Raw genomic sequence first — 25,576 nt, forward strand, 5'->3', positions numbered from 1 at the left:
ATATCTCGACCAGGGTGGATAAATATTGCCGTGGCATTATACAGAGCGTAACCGATTGCATCTACCCTTTTTTGCAAATAATACTTGCGATCCCCTCCCAGCAGGTTACTATCGACTGAATAACCTGCTGATTTAGAATTTGATCTTGCTCACATGTTGCCATCTCAATCCCCCTCAATTTACACGGTTAGCCGCCTCAATCAGTCGGTTCGACTGCTGCTCGAACGTGAAATGGGTCAGGTATGGATCAGCGGCGAGATTTCCAATTTCAGCCAGCCCTCTTCCGGCCACTGGTACTTCACCCTAAAAGACGATAACGCCCAAGTGCGCTGCGCGATGTTCCGCAACAGCAACCGCCGCGTGACGTTCCGTCCGCAGCACGGGCAGCAGGTGCTGGTCCGCGCCAATATCACGCTGTACGAGCCTCGCGGCGATTATCAGATCATCGTGGAAAGCATGCAGCCTGCGGGCGAAGGTCTGCTTCAGCAGAAGTATGAACAGCTCAAGACCGCGCTGGCGGCGGAAGGCTTGTTCGATCAGCAGCATAAAAAAACGCTCCCCTCTCCCGCGCACTGCGTCGGCGTCATCACCTCTAAAACCGGTGCTGCGCTGCACGATATTTTACACGTGCTCAAGCGCCGCGATCCTTCCCTGCCGGTGATTATTTACCCGACCGCCGTCCAGGGGGAAGATGCGCCGGGGCAGATCGTTCGCGCGATTGAGCTGGCCAACGCGCGCCAGGAGTGCGACGTGCTGATTGTCGGGCGCGGCGGCGGTTCGCTGGAAGATTTATGGAGCTTTAACGATGAGCGAGTGGCGCGGGCGATTTTTGCCAGCCCTATTGCCATCGTCAGTGCCGTAGGCCATGAGACTGACGTCACTATCGCCGATTTTGTCGCCGACCTGCGCGCCCCGACGCCTTCCGCGGCGGCGGAAATGGTCAGCCGCAACCAGCAGGAGCTGCTGCGCCAGCTCCAGTCCGGGCAGCAGCGCCTTGAAATGGCGATGGACTACTTCCTTGCCAACCGCCATCGTCGCTTTACCCAGGTTTTTCACCGCCTGCAGCAGCAGCATCCTCAGCTGCGGCTGGCCCGTCAGCAAACGGAGCTTGAAAGATTGCGTCAGCGCATGCGTTTCGCTCTTGAGACGCAAATAAAGCGCGCCGACCAGCGTCAGCAGCGCGCCGCGCAGCGCCTGAATCAACAAAACCCACAGCCGCGAATTCACCGCGCCCAGAGCCGTATTCAACAGCTGGAATACCGGCTGGCGGAAAACATCCGCGCGCGTCTTGGCGAGCAACGTGAACGCTTCGGTAATATGGTCACGCACCTGGAAGCCGTCAGCCCGCTGGCGACGCTGGCCCGCGGCTATAGCGTCACTTCCGCCAGCGACGGCAAGGTGCTGAAACAAACGAAACAGGTGCGCGAGGGAGACGTTCTCACTACCCGTCTGAACGATGGCTGGGTAGAGAGCGAAGTGAAGAACATCACGCCGGTGAAGAAAACCCGTTCCCGCAAAAAAGCCGGATAAGCCTGCCATTTCGACCGAGGATAACTATACTGCTGTCATGCCCTTTTTAAACGGTTCTATCCGGCTAAGGAGCGTGATATGCCAGATGCTTATCCTTGTTATGTGATTCCGCCCTACATTTTACGCCGCATTGTCGATCGTGGTTCCCTTCAGCAGCAGCGCTGCGCGCAGAATACCCTCAGCCACGTTCAGACCCTGATGGCGCATGTTCCGGGGCGCCCTGCCGCGCCCCACGTCACCACGCCGGGCCTGCTTGAACGCGACATTTATGATGCCGGGCAGACCCAGGATCTACCGGGTACTCAGGTCCGTTTTGAGGGACAGCCCTCCAACGGCGACGTTGCCGTTGATGAAGCCTATGACTATCTCGGCATCACCCATGATTTTTTCTGGAAGAGCTACCAGCGCGATTCGCTGGATAACCGCGGATTGAAGCTCACCGGCAGCGTCCACTATGGTCACGAATATCAAAACGCATTCTGGAACGGCCAACAAATGGTGTTTGGCGACGGGGATGGCGAGATTTTTAATCGTTTTACTATCGCCATTGACGTAGTAGCGCACGAACTAAGCCACGGCGTGACGGAGAGCGAAGCCGGTCTCATCTATTTCGAACAATCCGGCGCGCTGAACGAATCGCTTTCCGATGTTTTCGGTTCGCTGGTCAAACAGTATCAGCGCCAGCAGACGGCAGATAAAGCGGACTGGATCATTGGCGAGGGGCTACTCGCGAAAGGCATCCACGGCAAAGGTCTGCGCTCAATGTCGCAGCCGGGTACCGCATACGATGACCCTGTCCTTGGCAAAGATCCGCAACCCGCCCATATGAAAGATTTTGTTCATACCCAGCAGGATAACGGCGGCGTGCATATCAACTCCGGCATTCCTAATCACGCCTTTTATCTCGCCGCCAGCGCCCTCGGCGGTTTTGCATGGGAGAAAGCGGGATACGCCTGGTACGACGCGGTGTGCGATCAATCTCTGGCAAAAGACGCCGATTTCTCAGCCTTTGCCAGGCTGACGATTCGCCACGGCGAGAAACGCTCTGGCAAAGAGACCGCAGAGGCGATTACTCAGGCCTGGGAGCGGGTCGGAGTGGTGCTATGAATCTTGCCGATCTTAGCGATGACGCGGTGATTGAGCTGGCGCGCGAGGGTGGCGTTGCCTGGATCCCGGCGCTCAGCGGGATGCGTAAGATCGTCGTGGCGAAGCTCAACGAGCAACAGAAGCAGCGGATCGCGACGATTCTCCAACAGTCGCTACCGCTGGGCAAGCCGCCGGGCCAGCCCGACTCGCCTGGCCGGGGCGACCAGCGTTTTTTTCGCATCCAGATCGTCAGCGAGCAGCACTACCACAGCCTGATTATTCTCATCCCGGAGGATCGTGCGCCAGATTCACTGGTTGAACTCTGGCGCGACGGCGAAGGCTGCGTCAGCGATAAAGATTAAATCGGCACAAACTCGACGCGTTTTTTCGAAATCAGCCCGTGGCCATTCTGGCAAAAATAATCCACTGCGCCGCAGGCTTTTAACACCTCCAGCGGCTTGTGGCAGTCCGGGCAGCGGGCTTCGACAACATACTCTTTCGCACAACGCTCGCAGCGGGCGCTATTGCCCTGCACAGCAAGCTGCGTATGGCACACGGGGCAATCAAATTCCATGGTGACTCCTGACGACGGGTATATCGCTTTATTTTATCACGGTTGCACAATCTGTGGCTGCTGCCAGTCATTATCCTCCAGCAGGTTATTCGCCCCCAGGCGGTCCGCCACCTTTAATTTTATTCACCCTGCATACTGAATCGGGACTGAGCAAAAGCATCATAGACCTGCTTATCGGTAAACGGCGGAAAAGTGGCCCGTTTAGCGGCATCAACCAGCGCGGCACAATAGGCTTTATGACCTTCACTCGTTGTCACGCTATTCAGTTTCCCCTCATCGCTAAATCTCAGATGTATTGTGCATTTTTTTCCCGTCCAGCCGTAGCGATTGGATAACCGGGAATCAATAGACTCTTTTATCGCTCTCGCCTGTTTGCCATATTTATCGTCATCGCTGAAGCGTCCGGAGCTACAGCTCCCAAGCGCTGATGTCTTATGACAGTCAGAAGGATGAAACGGCGTACAGCTGCTGGCTAAAATAACCAAACCGACCATCACTATTGTTTTTTTCATATCCCTGCCCCCATCGTTTGACACGATTCTCCCCTACGCTCATTTACCCGTGTTCTACTTTAGCGAAAAGGGACGCCGCTGCTTTGAATACTGCCGGGCTGGTTTGGCGCTGGCACCTCTACGCAAAGCGGCCCCGGCGTGAAATGAATGGTAATGATGTTATTGCTGGAAGGCTTCCCTTTGACGTATCGCCATTTTTCCATTGCGGCCCTGACTTCATTATCAAACATTCCGGAAGGATCGGAGCTTAATAACCGAACGTGAGTCACCCGCCCATTCTCATCAACGTCAAATTGCGCTTTAACCAGGCCCGGTATCCCTTTTTTTTCGGCTTTCGCGGGATAAGCAGGCTTAACGCGTGGTTCAATCGGTTGTGATTCAGCGGCACAGGCTATGGGAATAAGAAACAGCATCAGGAGGGTTAAAAGGCGTTTCATTCAGACCTCATTGTCACAAAAATATTTATCCTCCCTGGTTTGTCTCACATTTATAACCCGGCCTCAAGCGAGTTTATTATTCTGCGCATGTACAATGGCGATAATAAAAAAGCCCGGCGGATGCGGGCTTTAGGTTTTTGATGCTGGCAGATAGCTTATTTGCTTTTCTTGATGTGCTTAATCAAGCGTTTACGCTTACGCATCTGGTTCGGCGTCAGGGTATTGCGTTTGTTGGCAAACGGGTTTTCCCCTTCCTTGAACTGAATACGAATCGGCGTGCCCATCACTTCCAGCGATTTACGGAAGTAGTTCATCAGGTAGCGTTTATAAGAATCCGGCAGATCTTTAACCTGGTTACCGTGAATAACCACGATCGGCGGGTTATAACCACCGGCGTGGGCATATTTCAGCTTCACGCGACGGCCGCGCACCAGCGGCGGCTGATGGTCTTCGGCAGCCATGGTCATGATGCGGGTCAGCATAGCGGTACCCACGCGACGGGTTGCGCTGTCGTACGCCTCGCGCACGGATTCAAACAGATTGCCTACGCCGCTGCCGTGCAGCGCGGAGATAAAGTGCACGCGGGCAAAGTCGATAAAGCCCAGACGGAAGTCCAGGGTCTCTTTCACCTGCTCTTTTACCTCCTGGCTCAGGCCGTCCCATTTATTGACGACAATCACCAGCGAACGACCGCTGTTGAGGATAAAGCCCAGCAGGGAGAGATCCTGATCGGAAATCCCTTCGCGCGCATCAATCACCAGCAGCACCACGTTGGCGTCTTCAATCGCCTGCAGCGTTTTGATCACCGAGAATTTTTCGACGACATCGGTAATTTTGCCGCGCTTGCGCACGCCTGCGGTATCGATAAGGACGTATTCACGCTCATCGCGCTGCATCGGGATGTAGATGCTGTCGCGAGTGGTTCCCGGCATATCGTAAACCACCACACGATCTTCACCCAGGATACGGTTGGTGAGCGTTGATTTACCCACGTTCGGGCGGCCCACAATCGCCAGCTTAATCGGCAGATCCTGCGGGTTAAAATCATCTTCCGGCTCTTCAAGCGCTTCGCCGTTCTGCTCGGCTTCGAACTGCGCCCAGTATGCTGCGTCTTCGTCCACTTCTTCCGGCGGGTTCACCTCGTCAACCCACGGCAGCAGCACGTGCTCGAGCAGGCTGGTGACGCCGCGGCCATGGGAAGCGGCGATAGGATAAATCTCGCCTAACCCCAGCGACCAAAAATCGGCAATCGCCTGATCGGCATCGATACCGTCAGTTTTGTTTGCCACCAGGAAAGTCGGTTTCTCACGGGAGCGCAGATGTTTCGCAATTGCCGAATCCGCCGGCATCAGGCCCGCACGCGCATCGACCATAAACAGCACCACGTCCGCTTCTTCAATCGCCAGCAGCGACTGTTCCGCCATTCGCGTTTCTACGCCATCTTCGGTACCGTCGATCCCGCCGGTATCGATACAGATAAATTCGCGGCCTTCCACTTCAGCACGACCGTACTTACGGTCACGAGTCAGCCCCGGGAAATCCGCGACCAACGCATCGCGAGTGCGCGTTAAGCGGTTAAAGAGCGTGGATTTTCCAACGTTAGGGCGCCCGACAAGCGCGACCACAGGTATCATGTTAAATGCCTCATACAAAAATCGATACAACGCCCGTTTTCACGGCGTTTTTAAAAAAGCCAAAACGGCCCCTGTCTGCCAGGGGCCGTTTCTCAAAAATAGACTACCGCTGTTGTTAACGCGTAATCGCGTACAGCGTGCCGTCTTTCGCCTGAATCAGCAGTTTGCCGTCAGCAACAACCGGATCGGTCAGGAAGCCTGAGCTGTCCACCTTCTGCTGAGCCACAAAGTGACCATCTTCAGGGTTGACCCAGTGCATATAGCCTTCGCTATCGCCAACAACCAGATTGCCATTATACAGCACAGGCGCCGTCAGCAGGCGGTGCAGCAGATCGCTTTGCGTCCACAGCGTCACGCCGCCGTCTGTGGTGAGCGCCAGCAGACGGTCATTCTGGTCAACCAGGTAAATACGGTTGCCGTCGACAATGAAATCGTTCACTGAACCCAGCTCGCGTTTCCACATAATCTGGCCGCTGCGCAGATCCAGCGCCGTCAGGTTGCCGTTGTAGGCCAGCGCGTAAATCACGCCGTTCACGATAACCGGCGTCGTGTCGACGTCGTTAAGACGGTCGATTTCAGTCGGACCGGTCGCGGTAGAGATACGCTGCTGCCAAATCATCTGGCCCTGCTGCATCAGCACCGCGCTGACGCGACCGTTGTCGCCGCCCACAATAGCTGCGCCGTAGGCGGTAGCCGGAGCGGATTCGCCGCGCAGGGAGAGCGCTGGCATATCAAGGTTAACGGTCCATTTCACCGCGCCATCGGCTTCGTTCAGCGCCTGAAGCTGACCGTTAGTGGTATGAATCAGCACCATGCCGTCGCTGACGACCGGACGAGAAATCGCTTCACCCGCCACGCTCGCTTCCCACGCGACGGTGCCGTCGCTGGTGTTCAGCGCATAAACTTTCGCTTTTTCGCTACCGATATAAACGTGGCCGCCGGAGACGGTCACGCCGCCGGAGAGCAGCGCAGGCGCGCGGGAGAACCAGCCGTCTTTCTCTGCCAGATTAACCGACCACACCTCTTTGCCGTCGCCTGAATTAAGGGCTTTAACGGTACCTTTACGATCTGCGGCATACACGACGCCATCAGCAAAAGCCGGGTGCAGGTTAGAGTAGAATTCGCCAATACCGCCGCCAACGGAGGTGCTCCAGGAGGTGGACGGCGTAAACTGGTTTTCCACCGTCGGCAGTGGCGACATTTTCACCACATCTTCTTCGCTGTTAAACAGCGAACAGCCGCTCAATAAGGTAACGGAAAGCAGCCCTGGCAGAAGTAATTTACGCAATTGCATCGAGTCCCTCTCAGATGGACAAATTATTTATTTTCATACGCATCATTTCGCTGAGCGCCGGTGAGGCATCGCTTTTCGCGCCCGCTTCCCATGCTGCTTTCGCCCCTTGCTTATCGCCTTTGCTCAGCAGGATCTCGCCGCGCAGGTCAGCGACAATCGCGGTCCAGCCTTCGCCTTTCACGGCATCCAGGGTTTTCAGCGCGGCATCAGGCTGCTTAAGCTGCAGCTGGACGCGAGCAAGACGCATATTGATAACCGATTTCAGGTTATCATCAGAAGCGGCCGTAAGCCCCTGCTGAAGCTGCTTTTCAGCGTTCTGCAGGTCGTTTTTATCGACAAACTGCTGCGCCAGCTCAAGAGAAGCAAACGCACCATAGGTGTTTTTGCTGTCGGCGGCAAATTTCTGCGCAGCGTTCAGCGCTTCTGGTTTATCCGATTTGAGGGCGGAAATCGCATTTTCATAAGCCAGAGACGAGCCTCTGGCGGTATCCAACTGATGGGAGGTCCAGTAGCGCCAGCCAACCAGCGCGCCAACGCCCAAAATCACCCCAACGGCCAGCGCCTTGCCATTTTCAGCAAAGAAACGCTTCAGCGCGTCGACCTGATCGTTTTCGTTATTGTAAAGTTCCACGCAGTCCTTCTCCTGACTAATGATTCCCGGGAGATTAACCCAGAAGTGTGCGCAAATGCGCGGCAACGCTATCCTGCGTTACGGTAGTTTGCTCTCCTGAGCGTAAATCTTTCACTACCACGTTTCCGTCAGCGATTTCTGATTCGCCCAGCACCAGCGCAACGCGAGCGCCCCATTTATCAGCGCGCGCAAACTGCTTCTTAAAGTTGCCGCCGCCGTGGTTGGTCATCAGCTTAACGCCGGGTAACGCATCGCGTACCTGTTCAGCCAGACGCATTGCTGCGGACTGGGTGTCAGTTCCGGAGGCTACCAGGTATATATCGACAACAGGATCGGCTTTAAATTCCGGATTCACTGCCTGAACCAGTAAAACAAGACGTTCCAGCCCCATCGCAAAGCCGACGCCAGGGGTTGCGCGACCGCCAAGCTGCTCAACCAGACCATCGTAACGGCCGCCGGCGCAGACGGTGCCCTGGGAACCGAGGCTGGTGGTGACCCACTCAAACACGGTGCGGTTGTAATAGTCGAGACCGCGCACCAGACGCTGATTCACGGTATAGCGGATACCGGCATCATCCAGCAGCGCGCAAAGTCCCGCAAAATGAGCTTTGGACTCTTCATCAAGATAGTCACCCAGCGTCGGGGCGTCGTTCAGCAGCGCCTGGACGTCCGGGTTTTTAGAATCCAGCACGCGCAGCGGGTTAGTGTACATGCGGCGTTTGCAGTCTTCGTCCAGCTTATCTTTATACTGCTCAAGATAGGCCACCAGCGCGTCGCGATAGTTAGCGCGAGCCTCCAGCGAACCGATAGAGTTCAGCTCCAGCGCAACGTGGCTGGAGATGCCCAGCTCGCGCCACCAGCGGGCGGTCAGCATAATCAGCTCGGCATCAATATCCGGCCCCTGCAGACCGAACGCTTCCGCGCCAATCTGGTGGAACTGGCGATAGCGCCCTTTTTGCGGACGTTCGTGGCGGAACATCGGCCCGATATACCACAGGCGCTGTTCTTGATTGTACAGGAGACCATGTTCGATGCCGGCGCGTACGCAGCCAGCGGTACCTTCCGGACGCAGAGTCAGGCTATCGCCGTTACGGTCCTCAAAGGTGTACATCTCTTTTTCAACCACGTCGGTCACTTCGCCGATAGCGCGTTTGAATAACGGGGTCTGCTCTACAATCGGCAAACGGATTTCGCTGTAACCGTAGCTACCAAGCACCTGCTTCAGTGAGCCTTCAATGCGCTGCCAGAGAGCGGTTTCGCCCGGCAGATAATCGTTCATGCCACGGATGGCTTGAATGTTCTTTGCCACGTTTATTCTCTTTATATATACAAAAATGAACCCCGGCGCCTCGCGCCCGCAGGTTCAATCATACACGGGAAGCGTATCGCTTCCCAACACGTTATTTCGCTTCAACCTGCTGAATATCGATGCGACGCGCCTCATCAAGCATCGATGCTTTAGCGCGAATACGCGCTTCCAGCTGATCGATCATATCGTCGTTATCCAGTCTGTCTTTACGTACGCCGTCTTCGTACAGGCCGCTTTTCTTGTTGCCGCCGGTCACGCCGAGGGTGGAAACCAGCGCCTCGCCGGGACCGTTTACCACGCAGCCAATGATCGAAATATCCATCGGCGTAATGATATCTTCCAGGCGCTGCTCCAGCGCGTTAACGGTACCGATAACGTCAAACTCCTGACGTGAACATGTCGGGCAGGCAATGAAGTTGATTCCGCGAGAGCGAATGCGCAGCGACTTGAGAATATCGAAGCCCACTTTGATCTCTTCAACCGGATCCGCCGCCAGGGAGACGCGCAGCGTATCGCCGATCCCTTCAGACAGCAGCAGGCCGAGGCCGATCGCGGACTTCACCGCGCCGCTGCGCGCCCCGCCCGCTTCGGTGATCCCGAGGTGCAGAGGCTGATCGATCTGTTTCGCCAGCAGGCGGTAGGATTCAACCGCCAGGAACACATCGGAAGCTTTCACGCTGACTTTAAACTGATCGAAGTTGAGACGATCGAGGTGATCGACATGGCGCATTGCCGATTCCAGCAGCGCCTGCGGGGTGGGTTCACCGTATTTTTCCTGGAGATCTTTTTCCAGAGAGCCGGCGTTCACCCCGATGCGGATAGGGATATTTTTATCGCGAGCGCAGTCCACCACCATGCGGATACGCTCTTCGTTGCCGATATTGCCCGGGTTAATGCGCAGGCAATCAACGCCGTATTCCGCAACCTTCAGGGCAATGCGGTAATCGAAGTGGATATCGGCAACCAGCGGTACGCTAACCTGCTGTTTGATAAGCTTGAACGCTTCCGCCGCGTCCATCGTCGGCACCGAAACGCGCACGATATCCGCGCCAACGCGCTCAAGGGCTTTAATTTGATTTACCGTCGCCGCCACATCGGTGGTGCGCGTGTTTGTCATCGACTGTACGGCGATGGGAGCGCCATCGCCAATCGGCACATTCCCAACGTAAATTCGCTTTGATTTTCTACGTTGAATCGGAGCCTGGTTATGCATGAAAAATCTCCCGCGTTACCCGTCTGTTACTGCGCCGGTGATTGTTCGGCATTGAGGGTCAGACGTGCAACCTGGTTAGTTCTGATAAAACGACTCAAATCGACTGGTTTACCCAGATACTGTATCTGTACCGCCGCCGGGGCACCGATTTTCAGCTTATAAGGCGCCTGGCCGCTCAGATTGAGGTTACCGCCTTTACGCTGTAAACCGCTGAACAGCTTTTTACCGGTCGCATCGCTCACTTCCAGCCAGCAGTCGGCGGTAAAATTCAGCACCAGATCCTGGGCGGAGGCCGCCGCAGCGGTCACGTTTGCCTGGTCGGTCGGTAACGGCGAAGTTGCCGGCGCTGCCGCCGTATCGACGTTGGCCTGAGAAGGCGCGACAACGGCGTTATTCTCGGCCGGAGCCGGGGCCGGGGCCGACGCCGCTGGCGCCGGAGACGTTTCTACAGGCGCGCTGTTGGCGGCGGTATCCGGTGCAGAATTCGCCGATTGATTATCCAGAGGGACGCTTTGGCTGTTGCTATCGCCCGCATTCAGTTCGGCGGAGGATTGATCGGCCATCGTGGAGATCTCGTCCTGCTGCGCTTTGTGGTCCTGCCACCACCAGGCGCCGCTGAGGCCAATCACCACGAACAGCACCAGCCAGGTAAAGCTCATTAGCCAGCCGTCGCGCTTTTTACGGCGTTTACCCAGCGAGAAGCTCTGCATGGGGGCAACTTTCGCCGCCCGGATCGGAGCCTGCTTGGCCATCATCGGCAGCAGCTCTTCTTCAGGAATGTGCACAAGGCGGGCATAAGAGCGGATATAGCCGCGCAGGAAGGTTGAAGCAAGATCGGCGGGTGCCTTATCGTCTTCAATATCACGAACCGTGGAAACCTTCAGGCATAAGCGTTCAGCCACCGCCTGCTGGCTGAGCCCGAGTTGTTCGCGGGCATTACGCAGACGCGCGCCCGTGGTGTTTGCTTCTTGATGGTCTTGAGTGGCTTCAGTATTCATTCGCTACAACTACTGGTACGTGAAATTTAAAATTCAGCGCCGGTGACCCCGCGCCGCGAGACATCTGCTCAACGTCAGACAAACAGTATAAGTCCGTATGACCTGGTATCACAGAGACTTATCAATATTGAATGCTAAGCGGTTGTTGTACCGCTACATACTGCCTCAAAGTCGACAAAAACGCACCGTAATTATTAACCACAACAGCGTATTTCGCCCGGCGATTCCACATAAATATGCAGCGCACCGCCAGGGCTGTGCGCTGCATCATTGATTATCAGACCGCCTTCACGTCGATGGCTTCGCCCTGCATACGTTTACGCAGCGTACGCTTGGTACGGTCGATAACGTCGCCGGCCAGCTGACCGCAGGCGGCATCAATATCGTCGCCGCGGGTTTTACGCACGATCGTGGTGAAACCATACTCCATTAACACCTTGGAGAAACGGTCGATACGGCTGTTGGAGCTACGGCCATACGGCGCGCCCGGGAAGGGGTTCCATGGGATCAGGTTGATCTTGCACGGCGTATCTTTCAGCAGCGCGGCCAGCTCGTGCGCATGCTCGGTGCCGTCGTTGACGTGATCCAGCATGACGTATTCGATAGTGACGCGTCCCTGGTTGGCGTTGGACTTCGAAATATAGCCACGCACCGAGTTCAGGAAGGTCTCAATATTGTATTTCTTGTTGATCGGCACGATTTCATCACGAATGGTATCGTTCGGCGCGTGCAGAGAGATGGCCAGCGCGACGTCAATCATATCGCCAAGCTTATCGAGCGCCGGCACCACGCCGGAAGTGGAGAGCGTGACGCGACGTTTAGAGAGACCAAAACCGAAGTCATCGAGCATGATCTCCATGGCCGGCACCACGTTAGTCAGGTTCAGCAGCGGCTCGCCCATCCCCATCATCACCACGTTGGTAATCGGACGTACGCCGGTGGTCTTCACCGCGCCGACGATTTTCGCCGCGCGCCAGACCTGGCCGATAATTTCCGAAACCCGCAGGTTGCGGTTAAAGCCCTGCTGGGCCGTAGAGCAGAATTTACACTCCAGCGCGCAGCCCACCTGGGAAGAAACGCACAGGGTGGCGCGATCGTCTTCCGGGATATACACGGTTTCGACGCGCTGATCGCCAACGGCAATCGCCCACTTAATGGTACCGTCGCTGGAGCGCTGCTCTTCAACGACTTCCGGGGCGCGAATCTCCGCGACTTCCTTTAATTTGCCGCGCAGAACTTTGTTGATATCGGTCATCTCGTCAAAGTTATCGCAGCAGTAGTGATACATCCATTTCATCACCTGATCGGCGCGGAAAGGCTTTTCGCCCATGTTTTTGAAAAACTCGCGCAGCTGCTGACGATTCAAATCCAGCAGGTTGATTTTGGCATCTTTGTTCGGCACCGTCAGAGCGGCGCTATCAGGTGTGACTATTTGTTCAGACATAATTGATTCCGGCCTCGTTATTACACGTTATGGCCCCTGGAGGGTTGAAAAAAGAAACGCCCCGGGAGCGACTGCTCATCCGGGGCGCTGTATTCTACAAATTCTGGTCCATCAATACCACGTTTGCACGCAGCAATGATGAAAAAATCTGTAACTGCCTGGCAGATCCTCTAAGGATTTTCGATTGTCGCAAGGCGGTAAGCAAGTGAAGCCCCGGGAGCATAGATAAGCGACCGGGGTGAACGCGCGCAGCCAACACAGCGATAGTCGAAAAGACGACGAGGATGGGTATCTCCAAAGTATTTTACGTCACGGCGAGGCGGCGAATTCGCAAATCCCGGGAGCATAGATAACTATGTGACCGGGGTGCGCGAATGAAGCCAACAAAGCGGTGGCGTGAAAGACGCGGGAGATTAGCGGGTGCGCGGGCAAACCTCGCCTTCAGCAAAGAAAAACGCGATCTCGCGCGCAGCGGATTCAACGGAATCGGAACCGTGGGTGCCGTTCTCGGTGAAGCTGTCAGCGTAGTCTGCGCGCAGGGTACCCGCCAGCGCGTTCGCCGGGTTGGTTGCGCCCAGCAGGTCACGATGACGCTGAACCGCATTTTCGCCTTCCAGCACGGAAACCACGATCGGGCCGGAAGTCATGAATTCAACCAGACCGTCAAAGAACGGGCGACCTTCGTGCTCAGCATAGAAGCCGCGAGCCTGCTCAACGGTCAGATGCAGCATTTTGGTGCCAACAATTTTGAACCCTGCAGCTTCAAAGCGAGAAAAGATGCCGCCAATAACGTTTTTTGCCACCGCGTTTGGTTTGATGATGGAAAAAGTACGTTCAATAGCCATGATAACCTCTTTATATATGTTGTTCTGTTTTGCAGATGAGCAGATGAGACCGATAAATACGGCGCGAATTATAATCATCATCTAAGGCGATTGCCTATGTGTTTAGGTAACATTTTTTTAAAAAAAAGCGACCTTAAACAACAAATCCCGCCAATTAAGGCACGTTACGTTTATTGCACGGTGAAGTTCACGGCAACAATTTGCCCCGCCTCGTCCATCACCACCAGCTGATAACGGTCAGGGCGATCGATGTTAAGGGTCGCGCCGGCGCCTTCCGCCGGCAGAGGCTCACCGTTAAGAAACCACCAGCGGCGCCCCTCCCCGCCGGTCGTTTGCAGCGGCAGCATCACCTTTTGCTCGCCGGGCAGCCGTTTAACCACCGCGCCTTCACGAAGACCGGAGAGCACCAGCGGAGCGGCATCCGCGGTTTGCACCGGCGGACACGCCGCCGAAACCGCAGGCAGCCTGACGCGACGCCGTTCGCCTGCGGGTAGCCAGGGTTCAAGCGGCAGCGGCCAGACGTCGAGGCTTTTCTCTACCGCGCCGGGGCAATCTGCCGCCACCCGCAGCCCTTTCTCATTCAGCCACACCGGGAAGCGAATCCCGCGGATACCTTCCTGGCCGGGCAGCAGCAGGGTCGGCGGCTGGCTCTCATCGAGCAGCCAGGTGGCCAGCCGTCGGCGGCAGTTCGCGTCGCCCGCGGGTAAATTCTGCCCGCCGGGCCAGCAAACCGTCCCGGCGCTGACCGACGACGGGCGAGGGTCGGCCGGCAATCCGCCGCGGCTCATCGCCGGGCGCGCCAGCAGCATATTATTCACCTGGTTCAGCAGCGGCACCGCGCTGGCGAAGCCAAACTGCCCGACGACCGGCGTGCCGTCGGGTCGCCCGGTCCAGATACCTATCAGATAGCGGGCGTTCACGCCGATCGCCCAGGCATCGCGGTAGCCGTAGCTGGTTCCGGTTTTCCACGCCAGCGGCACCACCTGCACCAGCGACGCATCGGGCACCGGCTGCGCTTCGCCGGCCAGTATGCGCCGCACGATCCACGCGGCGCCCGGCGACAGCAGCGGCCTCTCAACCAGCGGTGAGTCTGGCGTGATGCGCAATTGTCCCGCCTTACCATGGCGGGCGAACGCGCTGTACGCCGCCACGATATCCGCCAGACGCGCGCCGCCTCCGCCGAGGATCAGCGACAGATTCGGCTCCGCGCCGGCGGGCAGCATCAGCGGCAATCCGGCATTGCGTAGCCTGGCGGCAAAACGCTTCGGCCCGTAGGCCTCCAGCACCTGCACTGCCGGAAGGTTCAGCGAGCGAACCAGCGCGTCGCTGGCGCTCACCGGCCCGTGAAAACCGCTGTCAAAATTCCCCGGCCGGTAGTCGCTAAACCGTCGCGGCACATCCTGTAACAACGAAGCCGGATGGATCAGCCCCTCATCCAGCGCCATACCATAAACAAACGGCTTCAGAACCGAGCCCGGGGAGCGGATCGCCGAGACCATATCAATATGACCAAAGCGGCTATCATCGTTGATATCCACCGACCCTACCCAACCGCGCACCTTCATATTGGTATGGTCAACTACGATCATCGCTAAAGAGCTGCGCGGCGGCAGGCGCGATTTCCAGTTCAGCGCCAGGTCTTCCAGCTGCCGCTGCAGTCCGGCATCCAGCGTCGTTACCACCTTCTCTGCGCGGCTGCTCGCCAGCGCGCGGCGGGCAAAAAGCGGCGCCAGCTGCGGCATCTGCCGCGGAAAGAGCCAGACGGGTTCCTCGATAGCTTCTCGTACCGGCTGCGCCGGCCACACGCCCTGATTTTCCATCCGCAGCAGCACTTTATCGCGCGCCGCCTGCGCTCGCTCCGGCCAGCGATCCGGACGCAGCCTGCTCGGCGCCTGCGGCAGTACCGCCAGCAGCGCCGCTTCGCCATAGCTGAGCTGCGCGGGCGGTTTACCGAGATAGGCCCAGCTGGCTGCGCCGATCCCCTGCAGCGTACCGCCGAACGGCGCCCGGTTGAGGTAGAGCGTGAGGATCTCGCTTTTTGACAGATGCCACTCCAGTTGCAGCGCGCGCCATAGCTGACGCAGCTTGCCGCCAAAGGTTCGGGGATGCGGATCGAGCAGGCGCGCCACCTGCATGGTCAGGGTGCTGCCCCCGGAGATCACCCGCCCGGAAGTGAGATCCTGCCAGGCAGCGCGAACGATCGAGAACGGATTAACGCCGGGGTGATCCCAGAACCAGCGATCTTCATACTGGATCAGCGCCTGTAAATAGCGCGGCGAAACGTCAGCCAGGGTCACCGGATAGCGCCAGACGCCCTGCGCGTCGGCGAAACGCCACAGCGGCGTCCCGTCTTCCGCCACCACCACTCGGGCAGGCGTCACCTCGCGCAGCGGCAGCGGCCACAGGCGATCGGCGGCCAGCAGCAGCAGCCACAGCAAAAAAATAAACGCCGCCAGCCAGCACCAGCGGCGTTTAATGCGCTTCAGTGCCCGCATTTAGGGTGCAACGGTGAGCGGTCCGCTGGCCGCGCCGGTTGCCCGCCACTGCGGCACGTACATTGACTCGACCTGCGGCTGCGGTACCTGATAGGTGCCCGGCGTCACCGCGCGCGCCAGATAAACCAGCGTCACCGGCTGGCCTTCATTGATAGCCACCGCGGCGACGAAGCGATCGTCGCGAAACTCAATGTGCTGAATATCGGCCTGCTGCATCTGGTTAAGCAGATTCTGCACCACCTCGCCGTTCTCCTGCAGGCTGGCGCTGCTGTTGGCCAGATTTTGGTTTTCCAGCTCCAGCCCCGCCGGGAGTAAATCCACCACCAGCGCGTCCGGGACGTTACGCTTAGCCGTCACTTCCAGCTTTACCAGCACCAGTTCGCCGCTGCGCAGCGAAGAGAGCGATTTCTGCTGGCCCTGGGTATCGAAAATTTGCCGTTCAATGCCGAGTACGTTGCCCCCCGGCTGCGGCGCGTTCTGCGGATATCCGCTGCTGTCGAGACGGAGCCACAGCGGCTGCTGGCCGGTATTGGTCACCTGCAAGGCCGCCAGCTGGTCGCCGGTCAGGTTGCGGGTTTGCGCTTTCTCGCCGGAGAGCGGTTCGGCCTGCACGGAGGTTTGCGCCTGCCAGCTGCCGGGGAGATCCTGCAGCGTACGCCCGGCCAGGAACAGGGCGTTACTCTCCTGCGTCGAGAGCCAGCGCTGGCCGTAGGCTTCGTCCGCCAGATGGCTGAGCAGCGTATTTTGCGCTTCCGGCAGCAGTTTGTTCTCCTCCAGCAGCGCCAGCTTCAGCGCATCGTCGCGCAGCTCGCTGCCGTAATCGCCGAGCCAGCGATTCGCGTCCTGCCGCGGCGTCGTCAGCGCCAGCTTCAGGGCTTCGTCGCCGCGCGGCGCATCGCCCATCAATTTCAGGGCCACGCCCAGCTGCAGCAGCGGCAGACCGGAACGCGCCTGGTCGTGACGGCTCCAGATTTCGCGCAGCGCGCCGAGCGGCGCTTTCTGCTGCCGGGCCAGTACCAGCGCGGCGTAGGCCTGAGCGGCAAAGCGGCTGGCCTGGGCATCATCGCTATAGCGGACGGTCATCAGCCCCGGCTCCTGTAAATAACGCAGCAGGCGCTGGTTGCCGTTATTGACGGCGTTCGTTGGTACGCTGTAGCCCTGCTCGCCCACCCGGACGAGGAAGTCCATCGCGTAGGCGCTCAACCAGTACTCCTCCGGCCCTTCTTTATCCCACAGGGCGAAACCGCCATCATCGCGCTGCATCTGCAGCAGACGAGAAATGCCGATATCCACCGCCGCGCGTCGCTTTTCATCGCTATCGCCGCCGATCCCCAGGGCTTTAAGCTGGGCGGCGTTGGTATAGAGCGACGGGAACAGCCCGCTGGTGGTCTGCTCCAGGCAGCCGTAAGGATAGGCTTTCAGGTCGCGTATATAGCGCGCCAGGTTCAGCGGCGGCTTACCGCTGAACACCAGCTGCCCCTGCAACGTCGCGGGCGAGAAGCCCTCGCTTTGCGCCGCCGGAGCCTGCCAGCTTTCACCCGGCTGGAGGACAGCGCCGGAATTCACGGTTTGCGCCGGGAAAGCCGGACGCACGCCCAGTTGCCACTGCTTCTGCATCGGCGCGAAGGTTTCACCCGGCAGGTTCAGGCCGCTGATGGTGGCATTCACCTGACCATCGCCAAAGCCTTGCTGCGCGCGAACCGGCACAAACAGAGTGCTGCGCGCGCCGGGAGCCAGATGCACCGTCGGTATTTCTCCCCCTTCAAGCTGCAGCAGACCGCTGGCGGCCAGCGCAACGTTGAGGGTCTGCGGCTTATCGGTCAGATTGCTGAGATCCAGCGCCAGGCGAGTGGTATCTCCGCTGGCGAGGAAGCGCGGCATATTCAGCTCGGCAATAACCGGCGCCGCCACGATCGTTTTTCCTTCGCTGCTGCCAAAATCCTCTGCGGTCCACGCCTGGGCCATAACCCGCAGTTCGCCGTTAAAGTCGCCAATCGGCAAAGTCACCGTCCCTTCGCCTTTCTCATCCAGCACCACCGGCTGCGCCTGCTGAGCGATAATCGTCACGTGATTAACCGGCGGTTTGCCGCCGCGTTTGAGTTCATCACCGTCGCCGCCGAAGCGCAGGCTGGCGAGTCTCCCCTGCCCTTCGATCACCTGACCATAGATATCGTAAATATCGGCGCCGTAGCGTTTCTGGCCAAAGAAAGCGTTCCACGGATCCGGCGTTGCATAGTCGGTGATATTAAGTACGCCGCTATCGACGGCGGAGAGCAGCACGTTAACCTGTTTCGGCGTCTCGCCTTCTTTGACGCTGGCCTTAACGTTGACCTTCAGCGGCTGGTTGGGGCGCATTTTATCCGGCGCTTCCAGCGTCAGGTTCAGACGGCGATTTTCATCGCCAAGCGGCAGATGCAGCAGACCCACCGCCCGTTTTGGCGTCGCGGACTGGGATTTATCCCCCGGACGAATCACCAGGGTGCTGAGATAGAGGTCGTGACGATTCCACGCTTTATCCACCGGGATCGATAGCTCCATCCCTTCCGCCGGGACGTCAATCTCCTGCCACCACAGCGGCCCTTCGCTTGATTCCACCAGCGCGTAGCCTTTACCGGCTGCCGGAGCGGCGATATGCAGCTTGATCGTATCGCCCGGTTTATAGGCCGGTTTGTCCAGCTTCATGGTGACGCGGTCCGGACGCGCCGCCCCCTGGCCATCGCTGTTATCCTGCCAGCTGTATCCGGCCCAGAAGCGCACGCTGCTGACCGCATCATCCGGCCCTTTAACTTCCAGGCGATAAGAACCCCACTCGACCGGGAAGCTCACTTTCGCCGTTTGTCCGGCTGAAATATCCAGCGACTCCTCGCCTTCCTGAAGATCTTTTTGATCGAACTGCGACTGCCAGCCTTCGCTCTCGGACCAGTTCCAGTAGTAGTCGCGGCGTTCGCGAATCAACCGAACCTGCAGCCCGGAGACCGCTTTCTTCTCACCTTTGGCGTCGGCATACACAATCTCAAACGCGGCGGTGCCGTTTTCATCCACCACCGGCTGCTTGATAGTGCTGTCGGTGCGATAGTCGTAAACCTCTTTCAGGGCAAATTCCGGTCGGATACCCGGCAGCGTTTCGGCCGGCCAGATCGGCTGCCTGACGGTGCGCGTGACCGGTCTGCCGCCGGATTCCAGCAGGCTGGCCTGCAGGATCACCTGCAGCGGCGAGCGGCTCTCCTGCCACTGGCTGGCGGCGGTGACTTCCGCATGTCCGCGATCGTCCAGGGTGGTCTGCACTTCATCCAGGCTGCGGGAAAGGTTCTCTTCGGCAATGTCGCCAAACTGGAAGCCCGGCAGCGCAGGCACCGCATCGCGCAGCGGACGCAGGAACAGTTTACCCTGCAGCGGGTTGCCGCTGGCCGGCGCGCCGTACAGATACGCCCCGCTCACGGCAAAGCTGACATCCGCAGCCGGCGAAACCGGGGCATTTTGCGGCGTGAGATTCAGCGCCATGCGCTCAGGCATAAAATCTTCAACGTGAAAATCCCACTCGCGCGGCTGGTTGTCGCCGGTGCTGGCGCGAATGTGCCACATCCCGGTCGCCGCGCCGCTATCGAGCGGATAAGTCAACTGATACAGGCCGTTAACCGGTTTGCTGACCGTCGAACGAATAACCTGGCCATCCGGCTGCACCACTTCCAGCTTCACCGGCTGCTCGGGGAGCGGTTTACCGTCACTATCGCGCAGTAGCGCGTTGAGAATAACCGTTTCGCCCGGACGATAGAGATCCCGTGGGCCAAACATAAATAGCTGCTTGCTGAAGCCCGGCGCGCCGGCGATGGAAAATTCAGCCAGGTCCAGCGCCGGAAGTTTGAGATCCAGCAGAGTGGTTTGCCCGTCCTTACGCGCCAGCAGCAGCGCCGCTTCTTTGTCCGTTTGCAGCGTCACGTGCCCCTGAGCGTCGCTCTTCGCCTGCGCCAGGGTTTGCCCTTTGGCGTTCAGCAGCTGCACATCGATACCGGACTGCGCCGCGCCGTTTTCCAGGCTCTGGGTAAAGACATCCAGCCGGTTGTGGTAGCGGTGCGCGGATACGCCGATATCGCTGAGGGTGAACAGCGTCGCGGCGTTGCTATAGCTGTAGCGGCCCGCCTGGTTCATCACCGCGATATAGACGCCCGGCTCCTGCAACGGCTTGATATCCGCCAGCGGCAGCAGCAGTTTTTCGCGCGTATTGCGCGCCGGGTTAAGGTCAAAACGGCCGGTGTAGACCAGATCGGCCATCTTCAGCAGCTCGTCCGACTCCCAGTTGCTCAGGGAATTGCGGTATTCCCATTGGCTGACGAAGGCGGAGAGCGATTCAGGTTTGATGCGGAAAAAATTGACGTCGATGTTATCGACATTCAGCGCCATCACCGGCAGTCCGGCCACCACTTTCCCCGGCAGCAGCGAGCCGCGGCTGGCAAAGCCGATGCTCGGGGCGATGTCGCGGGTGGTAATGGTTTTTTCAACGCTGCTGTCTAAGGTCGCTTTATTCAGCGCGGTCAGGGTGGGGTCGAGCGAAACGATCAGCTCGCGTTTTGGCTCAAGATGGCGTAGACGCAGCTCTTTAAGGTTGGGCGCCAGCTCCCATGCCCCATCGACTTTGCCGCTTTTTTTGTCGACCAGATGCACGCTGCGGGAGAAATCCTGATCCGGCTGCAGAGGAATAGAGAAGGTCAGCACCAGCGTCGCCGCGCCGTCGAGCTGAACTTCAGAAGCATCCAGCAGCGTTAACGCTTTGCCTTTGCTTTTTTCAGCCAGCGCCGCCAGCTGGGCGCTGTCCGGCTTCGCGGGAGCGCTATCTGCCGCCGCGGATGGCGCCGACGCGACCGCCTGCGGTTTGCCGCTGTCGTCACAGGCGGTCAACGATAGCGCGGTAAGTAGCGCCAGAGATAGCGCCGCCAAACGAAATGGTTTCATCCTTCTAACCCCTCGGCCCGCAGGCCAGATAAATTCAGTGAACACATTATTATGCGTTAACGGCAGAATTACCAATAGCGCGCTAGCAAGCAATATTGGTAGGGACCACGGATAGCAGGAGTGGATTAATTTAACGGATATACCACGCTACGATTTTTCTTATATCAACTTTTAATATCCTCAGCTATCGATACTTTTTATTCTGAAATCCCATTCTCTCCGCCCATATAAATTGACAAGGCGCGCGTTTTCTATTTATTGTTCGGGATATCATTGCCTTTAAAATATAAATTATTACGCCGGCGATGATATTGACTGTACGTTCCAGCGTTTACCAGATAGCACAACATCAACCCATCTCATATAAATATATATGGGATTAATAATATGGAAGTTATTTATGTCTCAGATGGTCGCACTGTCGATTATTATTTTAATTCTTTATATCGGCGACGTTGTTTCAACCCGCACAAAAGCCTGGATTCCCTCCGTATTTGTCTGTGCGGTCCTGTTTTTAATCGGGTACTGGACATTTTTCCCGGCAGATATTATCAGCCGGGCCGGAATCGGCACGCCGGTTGCCATAATGCTGATGTATCTGTTAATCACCAATATGGGCACCCTGCTGTCGCTAAAAGAGCTGGCGCAGCAGTGGAAGGCCGTGGTCATCTCCCTCGCCGGCATTGCCGGGATCGCGGCGGCGGTCTTTGCGGTGAGCCTGGCGCTGTTCGACCGCAACACCGCGCTGGTCACCATTCCTCCGCTGGTCGGCGGTATCGTCTCATCGCTGATTATGTCGCAGGGCGCGAGCAGCGCCGGACTGGTCGACCTGTCGGTTTTTGCCATTTTGATTTACGTGATGCAGGGGTTCGCCGGATATCCGCTGACCGCTATTATGCTGCAACGAGAAGGCAAAACGCTGCTTGCCCGCTACCGCAGCGGCGAACAGCGCCCTGATGACATTGCCGAAGAGCACGCGATGCTCACCGTTGGCGAGGAGAAAATGCCGCGCCTGTTCAGTAAAATCCCCGTTAGCTACAACAGCAACTACTTTAAATTCCTGCGGCTGGCGCTGGTCGGCTGTCTGGCCTGGCTTGTCGCCGACCTCGCGAAGCCGATAGTGAATATCAGCCCCTTCGTGCTGTGCCTGTTTTTTGGCGTGGTGTTTACCTCGTTAGGCTTTCTTGAAAAGCATATGCTGCATAAGGCGAACGGCTTTGGCTTCGCCATTATGGCATTGATGCTATTTATCTTTGATACCTTAAACAAAGCCACGCCGGAGATGCTGCTGCGCCTGCTTTTCCCGATGGTGGTGTTAATCGCCACGGCGGCGATCGGGATGTTTATTGTCTCCTGGCTGGTCGGGAAACTGCTTGGCGTCAGCGGCCCGATGGCTTTCGCCATCTCATTGACCGCGCTGTACGGTTTCCCCGCCGACTATATTATTACCAACGAGGCCATCAACGCCCTCACCCACGATGAAAAAGAGCGCCAGATGCTGACCCACCATATGCTGGGCCCGATGCTGGTCGGCGGATTCGTCTCCGTCACCATGGTTTCGGTGGTGTTAGCCGGAATTCTGGTCGGCTATCTGACCCCCGCTGTCGGCTGAGCGCGTTGAATTTTTAGCAAATGATGGAGCCATTGATGATTAACCCTGACATCACCGCGATTATCGCCAGAGAAGAACAGGCGATGATCGCTTTTCGTCGCGACCTGCACGCCCATCCGGAACTTCCCTGGGAGGAGAAGCGCACCACGGATCGCGTCGCCGCCGGACTGGAGGCCATCGGTATCCCTTACCGCCGGACGCATCCCACCGGAATCATCGCCGACATCGCCGGCGGCCAGCCGGGTAAAACCGTGGCTCTGCGCGCCGATATGGATGCGTTACCGGTGGTGGAGCTGAACGACCCGCTCGACTATAAATCACAAACTCCCGGGAAAATGCACGCCTGCGGCCATGACGCCCATACCGCCATGCTGCTGACCGCCGCCCGTGCGTTATATGACGTCCGCGAGCAGCTGGCGGGCAACGTCCGGCTGATCTTTCAGCCTGCGGAAGAGATTGCCGAGGGGGCGAAGGCGATGATTCAGCAGGGGGCTATCGATAACGTGGATAACGTTTTCGGGATGCATATCTGGTCCGGCACGCCGTCCGGCAAAATCTCCTGCAACGTCGGTTCCTCCTTTGCCTCAGCCGATTTGCTGAAAGTGACCTTCCGCGGCCGCGGCGGCCACGGTTCGATGCCGGAGGCCTGCGTCGATGCGGCGGTGGTCGCTTCCGCTTTCGTGATGAATCTGCAGGCTATTGTGGCGCGAGAAACCTCCCCGCTGGAGTCCGCGGTAGTCACCATCGGCAAAATGGATGTCGGCACGCGCTTTAACGTCATTGCCGAAAACGCCGTTCTTGAAGGTACCGTGCGCTGCTTCAGCCTGGAAGCGCGCCAGCGCCTGGAAACGGCCATTACCCGCTATGCCGAGCATACCGCCGCGGTATATGGGGCGACCGCTCAGGTTGACTACTGCTACGGTACGCTACCGGTGATCAACGAAGAGCGCAGCGCGCTGCTGGCGCAGTCGGTTATCCGCGACGCGTTCGGCGATGGCGTCCTTTTCAATGAAAAACCGACCACCGGCGGAGAAGATTTTAGTTTTTATATGCAAAATATCCCCGGCGCCTTTGCGCTGCTCGGCTCGGGCAATAAAGAGAAAGGCAGCGACTACGCGCACCATCACGGCTGCTTTAATATCGACGAGCAGGTGATGAAAAGCGGCGCTGAACTGTACGCGCAGTACGCCTGGCGCTACCTGCAGCAAAACGCGTTTTAAGCCAATCCTCCCCCGACGCCGCTCGGGGGAATATCACATTCCCGCCGCCTCTCCTTGAAAATGCCTTGTCGATATCGCAAAAAACAACAACAATCACTCTATTGTTGATGACACGGAGGCACTCATGTCTACCTCGTTTTTTGTCGCTGCCGACTGGCTGGCAGAGCATATTGATGACCCGGAAATCCAGATTATCGACGCGCGGATGGCCCCTCCGGGACAAGAAGAGCGCGATCTTAACGCTGAGTATCAGGCAGGCCATATTCCCGGCGCCGTCTTTTTCGATATCGAAGCCCTCTCTGACCACACCAGCCCGCTGCCGCACATGATGCCGCGCGCGGAGGCGTTTGCCGTCGCCATGCGCGAACTTGGCGTCAGCAGCGATAAGCATCTGGTGGTATACGATGAAGGCAATCTCTTCTCCGCGCCGCGCGCCTGGTGGATGCTGCGCACGTTCGGCGTTGAAAAGGTGTCGATTGTCGCCGGTGGGCTGGAGGGCTGGCGCCGCGATGGGCTGCCGCTGGAGCAGGGCCTCCCCGAACTGCCGGAAGGTGATTTTGACGGCCGCGTCGATCCGCTGGCGATCAAGCGCCTGACCGATGTGCTGCTGGTCAGCCACGAAGGATCGGCGCAGATCGTCGATGCGCGCCCGGCAGGACGCTTTAATGGCCAGGTGGCAGAGCCGCGACCGGGACTGCGCAGCGGGCATATTCCCGGCGCGCTAAACGTACCGTGGACGGAACTGGTGATTAACGGCGAACTGAAAACCACCGATGAACTCAACGAGATCTTCGCGCGTCAGGGCGTCGATTTTGAACGGCCGATTATTGCCAGCTGCGGCTCCGGCGTAACGGCGGCGGTCGTCGTGCTGGCGCTCACCACCCTCGGCGTTAACGGCGTTAGCCTGTACGACGGCTCATGGAGCGAATGGGGGGCGCGGACGGATTTGCCGATTGAACCGGCGCAGTAGGCAGTAAAGAGAACAACGGGGGCCTGAGCCCCCGTTGAGTTAAATAATCCGATTGTGCTTAAAGTCGCGCAGGAAGCTGCCCCAGCGCTTTTCATAAAACGGCGTGATGTGGGCGATCATAAAGTGGCTAATCCCCTTTTCCCCCTCCACCACCTGACAGATATCAATCGGCTCGTCGCCGGGAAGCGTATCGGTCGCCACGCTGCCGGTCGCCTGAATAACCTCCTCAATATCGCCTTCCGCTTCAATACCAATCAGCAGGTTGGCTGGCGCATCGGCGCTGTCTTTGATAGAGCATAAAAACGCGCGCTTCACCGTTTTCAGGGTCTTAAACAGCGTGGTCAGCGAGTCCACCATCTGCGCGGGCGGCTCGGCAACCTCAGACAGCAGCAGCGACTCTCCGCCTTCAAGCACGGTCTGGGTGCTGAGCGGGCTGCCCTCTTCCCCCAGCAGATGGCTAATCTCACGCGGCGCAAACTCTTTGCCGGTGGCGAGTTTGGCATTGAGATAGAGCGTTTCGCCGAGGGTCATGGCGAACAGCGTGCGCACCGGCATCACCACAAAAGACTGTTCGTCCTCAACGGCCTGCTGCAGCGCTTCCAGCGAGGTGAAAAAAGGAATGACCGATGTGCCATCATCTTTTTCCCAGTGCTGCAGATCCAGCACGCTGTCTTCAACGACCTGCTCGCCCTGAGCGGCGGCTCCGGGTACCCACACGGTAGCTTCCAGCAGCGTACGGAAAAACGCCGGACGATGGCCTGGCTCGGTAGCCGCCTTCTCCAGCAGGGTTTCTAGCTCATTTTTAGTTTCGGACATAGTAGTTCC

19 protein-coding genes and 1 pseudogene are annotated in these 25,576 nt (G+C 58.0%); 6 read left to right on the forward strand and 14 right to left on the reverse strand.

The window, feature by feature from the left end; genetic code table 11:
* Nucleotides 1–153: 153 nt before the first annotated feature.
* From xseA to F8562_RS07685, 3 genes and pseudogenes are all read left to right on the forward strand, one after another.
* Nucleotides 154–1,540 (forward strand): annotated as a pseudogene (xseA, locus tag F8562_RS07675) (exodeoxyribonuclease VII large subunit); the annotation flags it as partial.
* A gap of 68 nt (nucleotides 1,541–1,608) precedes the next feature.
* Nucleotides 1,609–2,637, forward strand: coding sequence for a M4 family metallopeptidase (locus tag F8562_RS07680; protein ID WP_014839196.1), 1,029 nt, complete (start codon nucleotides 1,609–1,611; stop codon nucleotides 2,635–2,637).
* Nucleotides 2,634–2,978 (forward strand): protealysin inhibitor emfourin, encoded by a 345-nt coding sequence (locus tag F8562_RS07685; RefSeq protein WP_009654386.1) that lies wholly within the window; start codon nucleotides 2,634–2,636, stop codon nucleotides 2,976–2,978. Before F8562_RS07680 ends, F8562_RS07685 begins: the two co-directional genes overlap by 4 nt.
* On the opposite strand, the gene F8562_RS07690 is transcribed toward F8562_RS07685, so the two are convergent.
* The 13 genes from F8562_RS07690 to F8562_RS07750 all read right to left on the reverse strand — a co-directional run bounded on the left by F8562_RS07690 (nucleotide 2,975) and on the right by F8562_RS07750 (nucleotide 20,949).
* The gene (locus tag F8562_RS07690) at nucleotides 2,975–3,190 is read right to left on the reverse strand and encodes a zinc ribbon domain-containing protein (protein ID WP_014230359.1); all 216 of its coding nucleotides are present in this window, start codon (nucleotides 3,188–3,190) and stop codon (nucleotides 2,975–2,977) included. The two genes, F8562_RS07685 and F8562_RS07690, sit on opposite strands and share 4 nt — an antisense overlap.
* Before the next feature lie 119 nt (nucleotides 3,191–3,309).
* Entirely contained in the window at nucleotides 3,310–3,702 is a 393-nt protein-coding gene (locus F8562_RS07695) for a cell envelope integrity TolA C-terminal domain-containing protein (RefSeq protein ID WP_014839197.1), read from the reverse strand.
* Between the two features lie 59 nt (nucleotides 3,703–3,761).
* Nucleotides 3,762–4,139, reverse strand: coding sequence for a TonB family protein (locus tag F8562_RS07700; protein WP_014230360.1), 378 nt, complete (start codon nucleotides 4,137–4,139; stop codon nucleotides 3,762–3,764).
* Nucleotides 4,140–4,294: 155 nt separating this feature from the next.
* Nucleotides 4,295–5,773, reverse strand: coding sequence for a ribosome biogenesis GTPase Der (gene der / locus F8562_RS07705; protein ID WP_014230361.1), 1,479 nt, complete (start codon nucleotides 5,771–5,773; stop codon nucleotides 4,295–4,297).
* Between the two features lie 115 nt (nucleotides 5,774–5,888).
* Nucleotides 5,889–7,067: an outer membrane protein assembly factor BamB gene (gene bamB, locus F8562_RS07710; RefSeq protein ID WP_004104478.1), complete on the reverse strand. Its 1,179-nt coding sequence runs from the start codon at nucleotides 7,065–7,067 to the stop codon at nucleotides 5,889–5,891.
* Between the two features lie 10 nt (nucleotides 7,068–7,077).
* Entirely contained in the window at nucleotides 7,078–7,698 is a 621-nt protein-coding gene (locus F8562_RS07715) for a YfgM family protein (protein ID WP_004853194.1), read from the reverse strand.
* Nucleotides 7,699–7,732: 34 nt separating this feature from the next.
* Entirely contained in the window at nucleotides 7,733–9,007 is a 1,275-nt protein-coding gene (hisS, locus tag F8562_RS07720) for a histidine--tRNA ligase (RefSeq protein ID WP_025106604.1), read from the reverse strand.
* 91 nt (nucleotides 9,008–9,098) lie between these two features.
* Nucleotides 9,099–10,220 carry a flavodoxin-dependent (E)-4-hydroxy-3-methylbut-2-enyl-diphosphate synthase gene (gene ispG, locus F8562_RS07725; protein ID WP_004104485.1) on the reverse strand — a complete coding sequence of 374 codons (1,122 nt, stop codon included), beginning with the start codon at nucleotides 10,218–10,220 and terminating at the stop codon, nucleotides 9,099–9,101.
* Between the two features lie 26 nt (nucleotides 10,221–10,246).
* Entirely contained in the window at nucleotides 10,247–11,218 is a 972-nt protein-coding gene (gene rodZ, locus F8562_RS07730; RefSeq protein ID WP_094909360.1) for a cytoskeleton protein RodZ, read from the reverse strand.
* 277 nt (nucleotides 11,219–11,495) lie between these two features.
* Entirely contained in the window at nucleotides 11,496–12,662 is a 1,167-nt protein-coding gene (locus F8562_RS07735; protein WP_004123586.1) for a bifunctional tRNA (adenosine(37)-C2)-methyltransferase TrmG/ribosomal RNA large subunit methyltransferase RlmN, read from the reverse strand.
* Between the two features lie 413 nt (nucleotides 12,663–13,075).
* Entirely contained in the window at nucleotides 13,076–13,507 is a 432-nt protein-coding gene (gene ndk / locus F8562_RS07740; RefSeq protein ID WP_004114414.1) for a nucleoside-diphosphate kinase, read from the reverse strand.
* A 170-nt stretch (nucleotides 13,508–13,677) separates the two neighbouring features.
* Nucleotides 13,678–16,002, reverse strand: coding sequence for a peptidoglycan glycosyltransferase PbpC (pbpC, locus tag F8562_RS07745; protein ID WP_014839202.1), 2,325 nt, complete (start codon nucleotides 16,000–16,002; stop codon nucleotides 13,678–13,680).
* On the reverse strand, nucleotides 16,003–20,949 hold the full coding sequence (locus F8562_RS07750; RefSeq protein WP_042934142.1) for an alpha-2-macroglobulin family protein: 4,947 nt from the start codon (nucleotides 20,947–20,949) through the stop codon (nucleotides 16,003–16,005).
* 400 nt (nucleotides 20,950–21,349) lie between these two features.
* Here F8562_RS07750 and F8562_RS07755 point away from each other — a divergent pair, with 400 nt between their 5' ends.
* The 3 genes from F8562_RS07755 to sseA all read left to right on the forward strand — a co-directional run bounded on the left by F8562_RS07755 (nucleotide 21,350) and on the right by sseA (nucleotide 24,751).
* Nucleotides 21,350–22,561, forward strand: coding sequence for a hypothetical protein (locus tag F8562_RS07755; protein WP_014839204.1), 1,212 nt, complete (start codon nucleotides 21,350–21,352; stop codon nucleotides 22,559–22,561).
* Nucleotides 22,562–22,596: 35 nt separating this feature from the next.
* A complete protein-coding gene (locus tag F8562_RS07760) occupies nucleotides 22,597–23,781 on the forward strand; it encodes a M20 family metallopeptidase (RefSeq protein WP_014230368.1) in 1,185 nt (394 codons plus the stop codon).
* A 124-nt stretch (nucleotides 23,782–23,905) separates the two neighbouring features.
* Nucleotides 23,906–24,751 carry a 3-mercaptopyruvate sulfurtransferase gene (sseA, locus tag F8562_RS07765; RefSeq protein ID WP_014230369.1) on the forward strand — a complete coding sequence of 282 codons (846 nt, stop codon included), beginning with the start codon at nucleotides 23,906–23,908 and terminating at the stop codon, nucleotides 24,749–24,751.
* A gap of 39 nt (nucleotides 24,752–24,790) precedes the next feature.
* Here sseA and sseB read toward each other — a convergent pair whose 3' ends face one another.
* Nucleotides 24,791–25,567: an enhanced serine sensitivity protein SseB gene (sseB, locus tag F8562_RS07770; RefSeq protein ID WP_014230370.1), complete on the reverse strand. Its 777-nt coding sequence runs from the start codon at nucleotides 25,565–25,567 to the stop codon at nucleotides 24,791–24,793.
* Between the last annotated feature and the right edge of the window lie 9 nt (nucleotides 25,568–25,576).

It is taken from the genome of Klebsiella sp. RCJ4, assembly GCF_009025755.1.
Lineage (GTDB): Bacteria > Pseudomonadota > Gammaproteobacteria > Enterobacterales > Enterobacteriaceae > Klebsiella > Klebsiella michiganensis.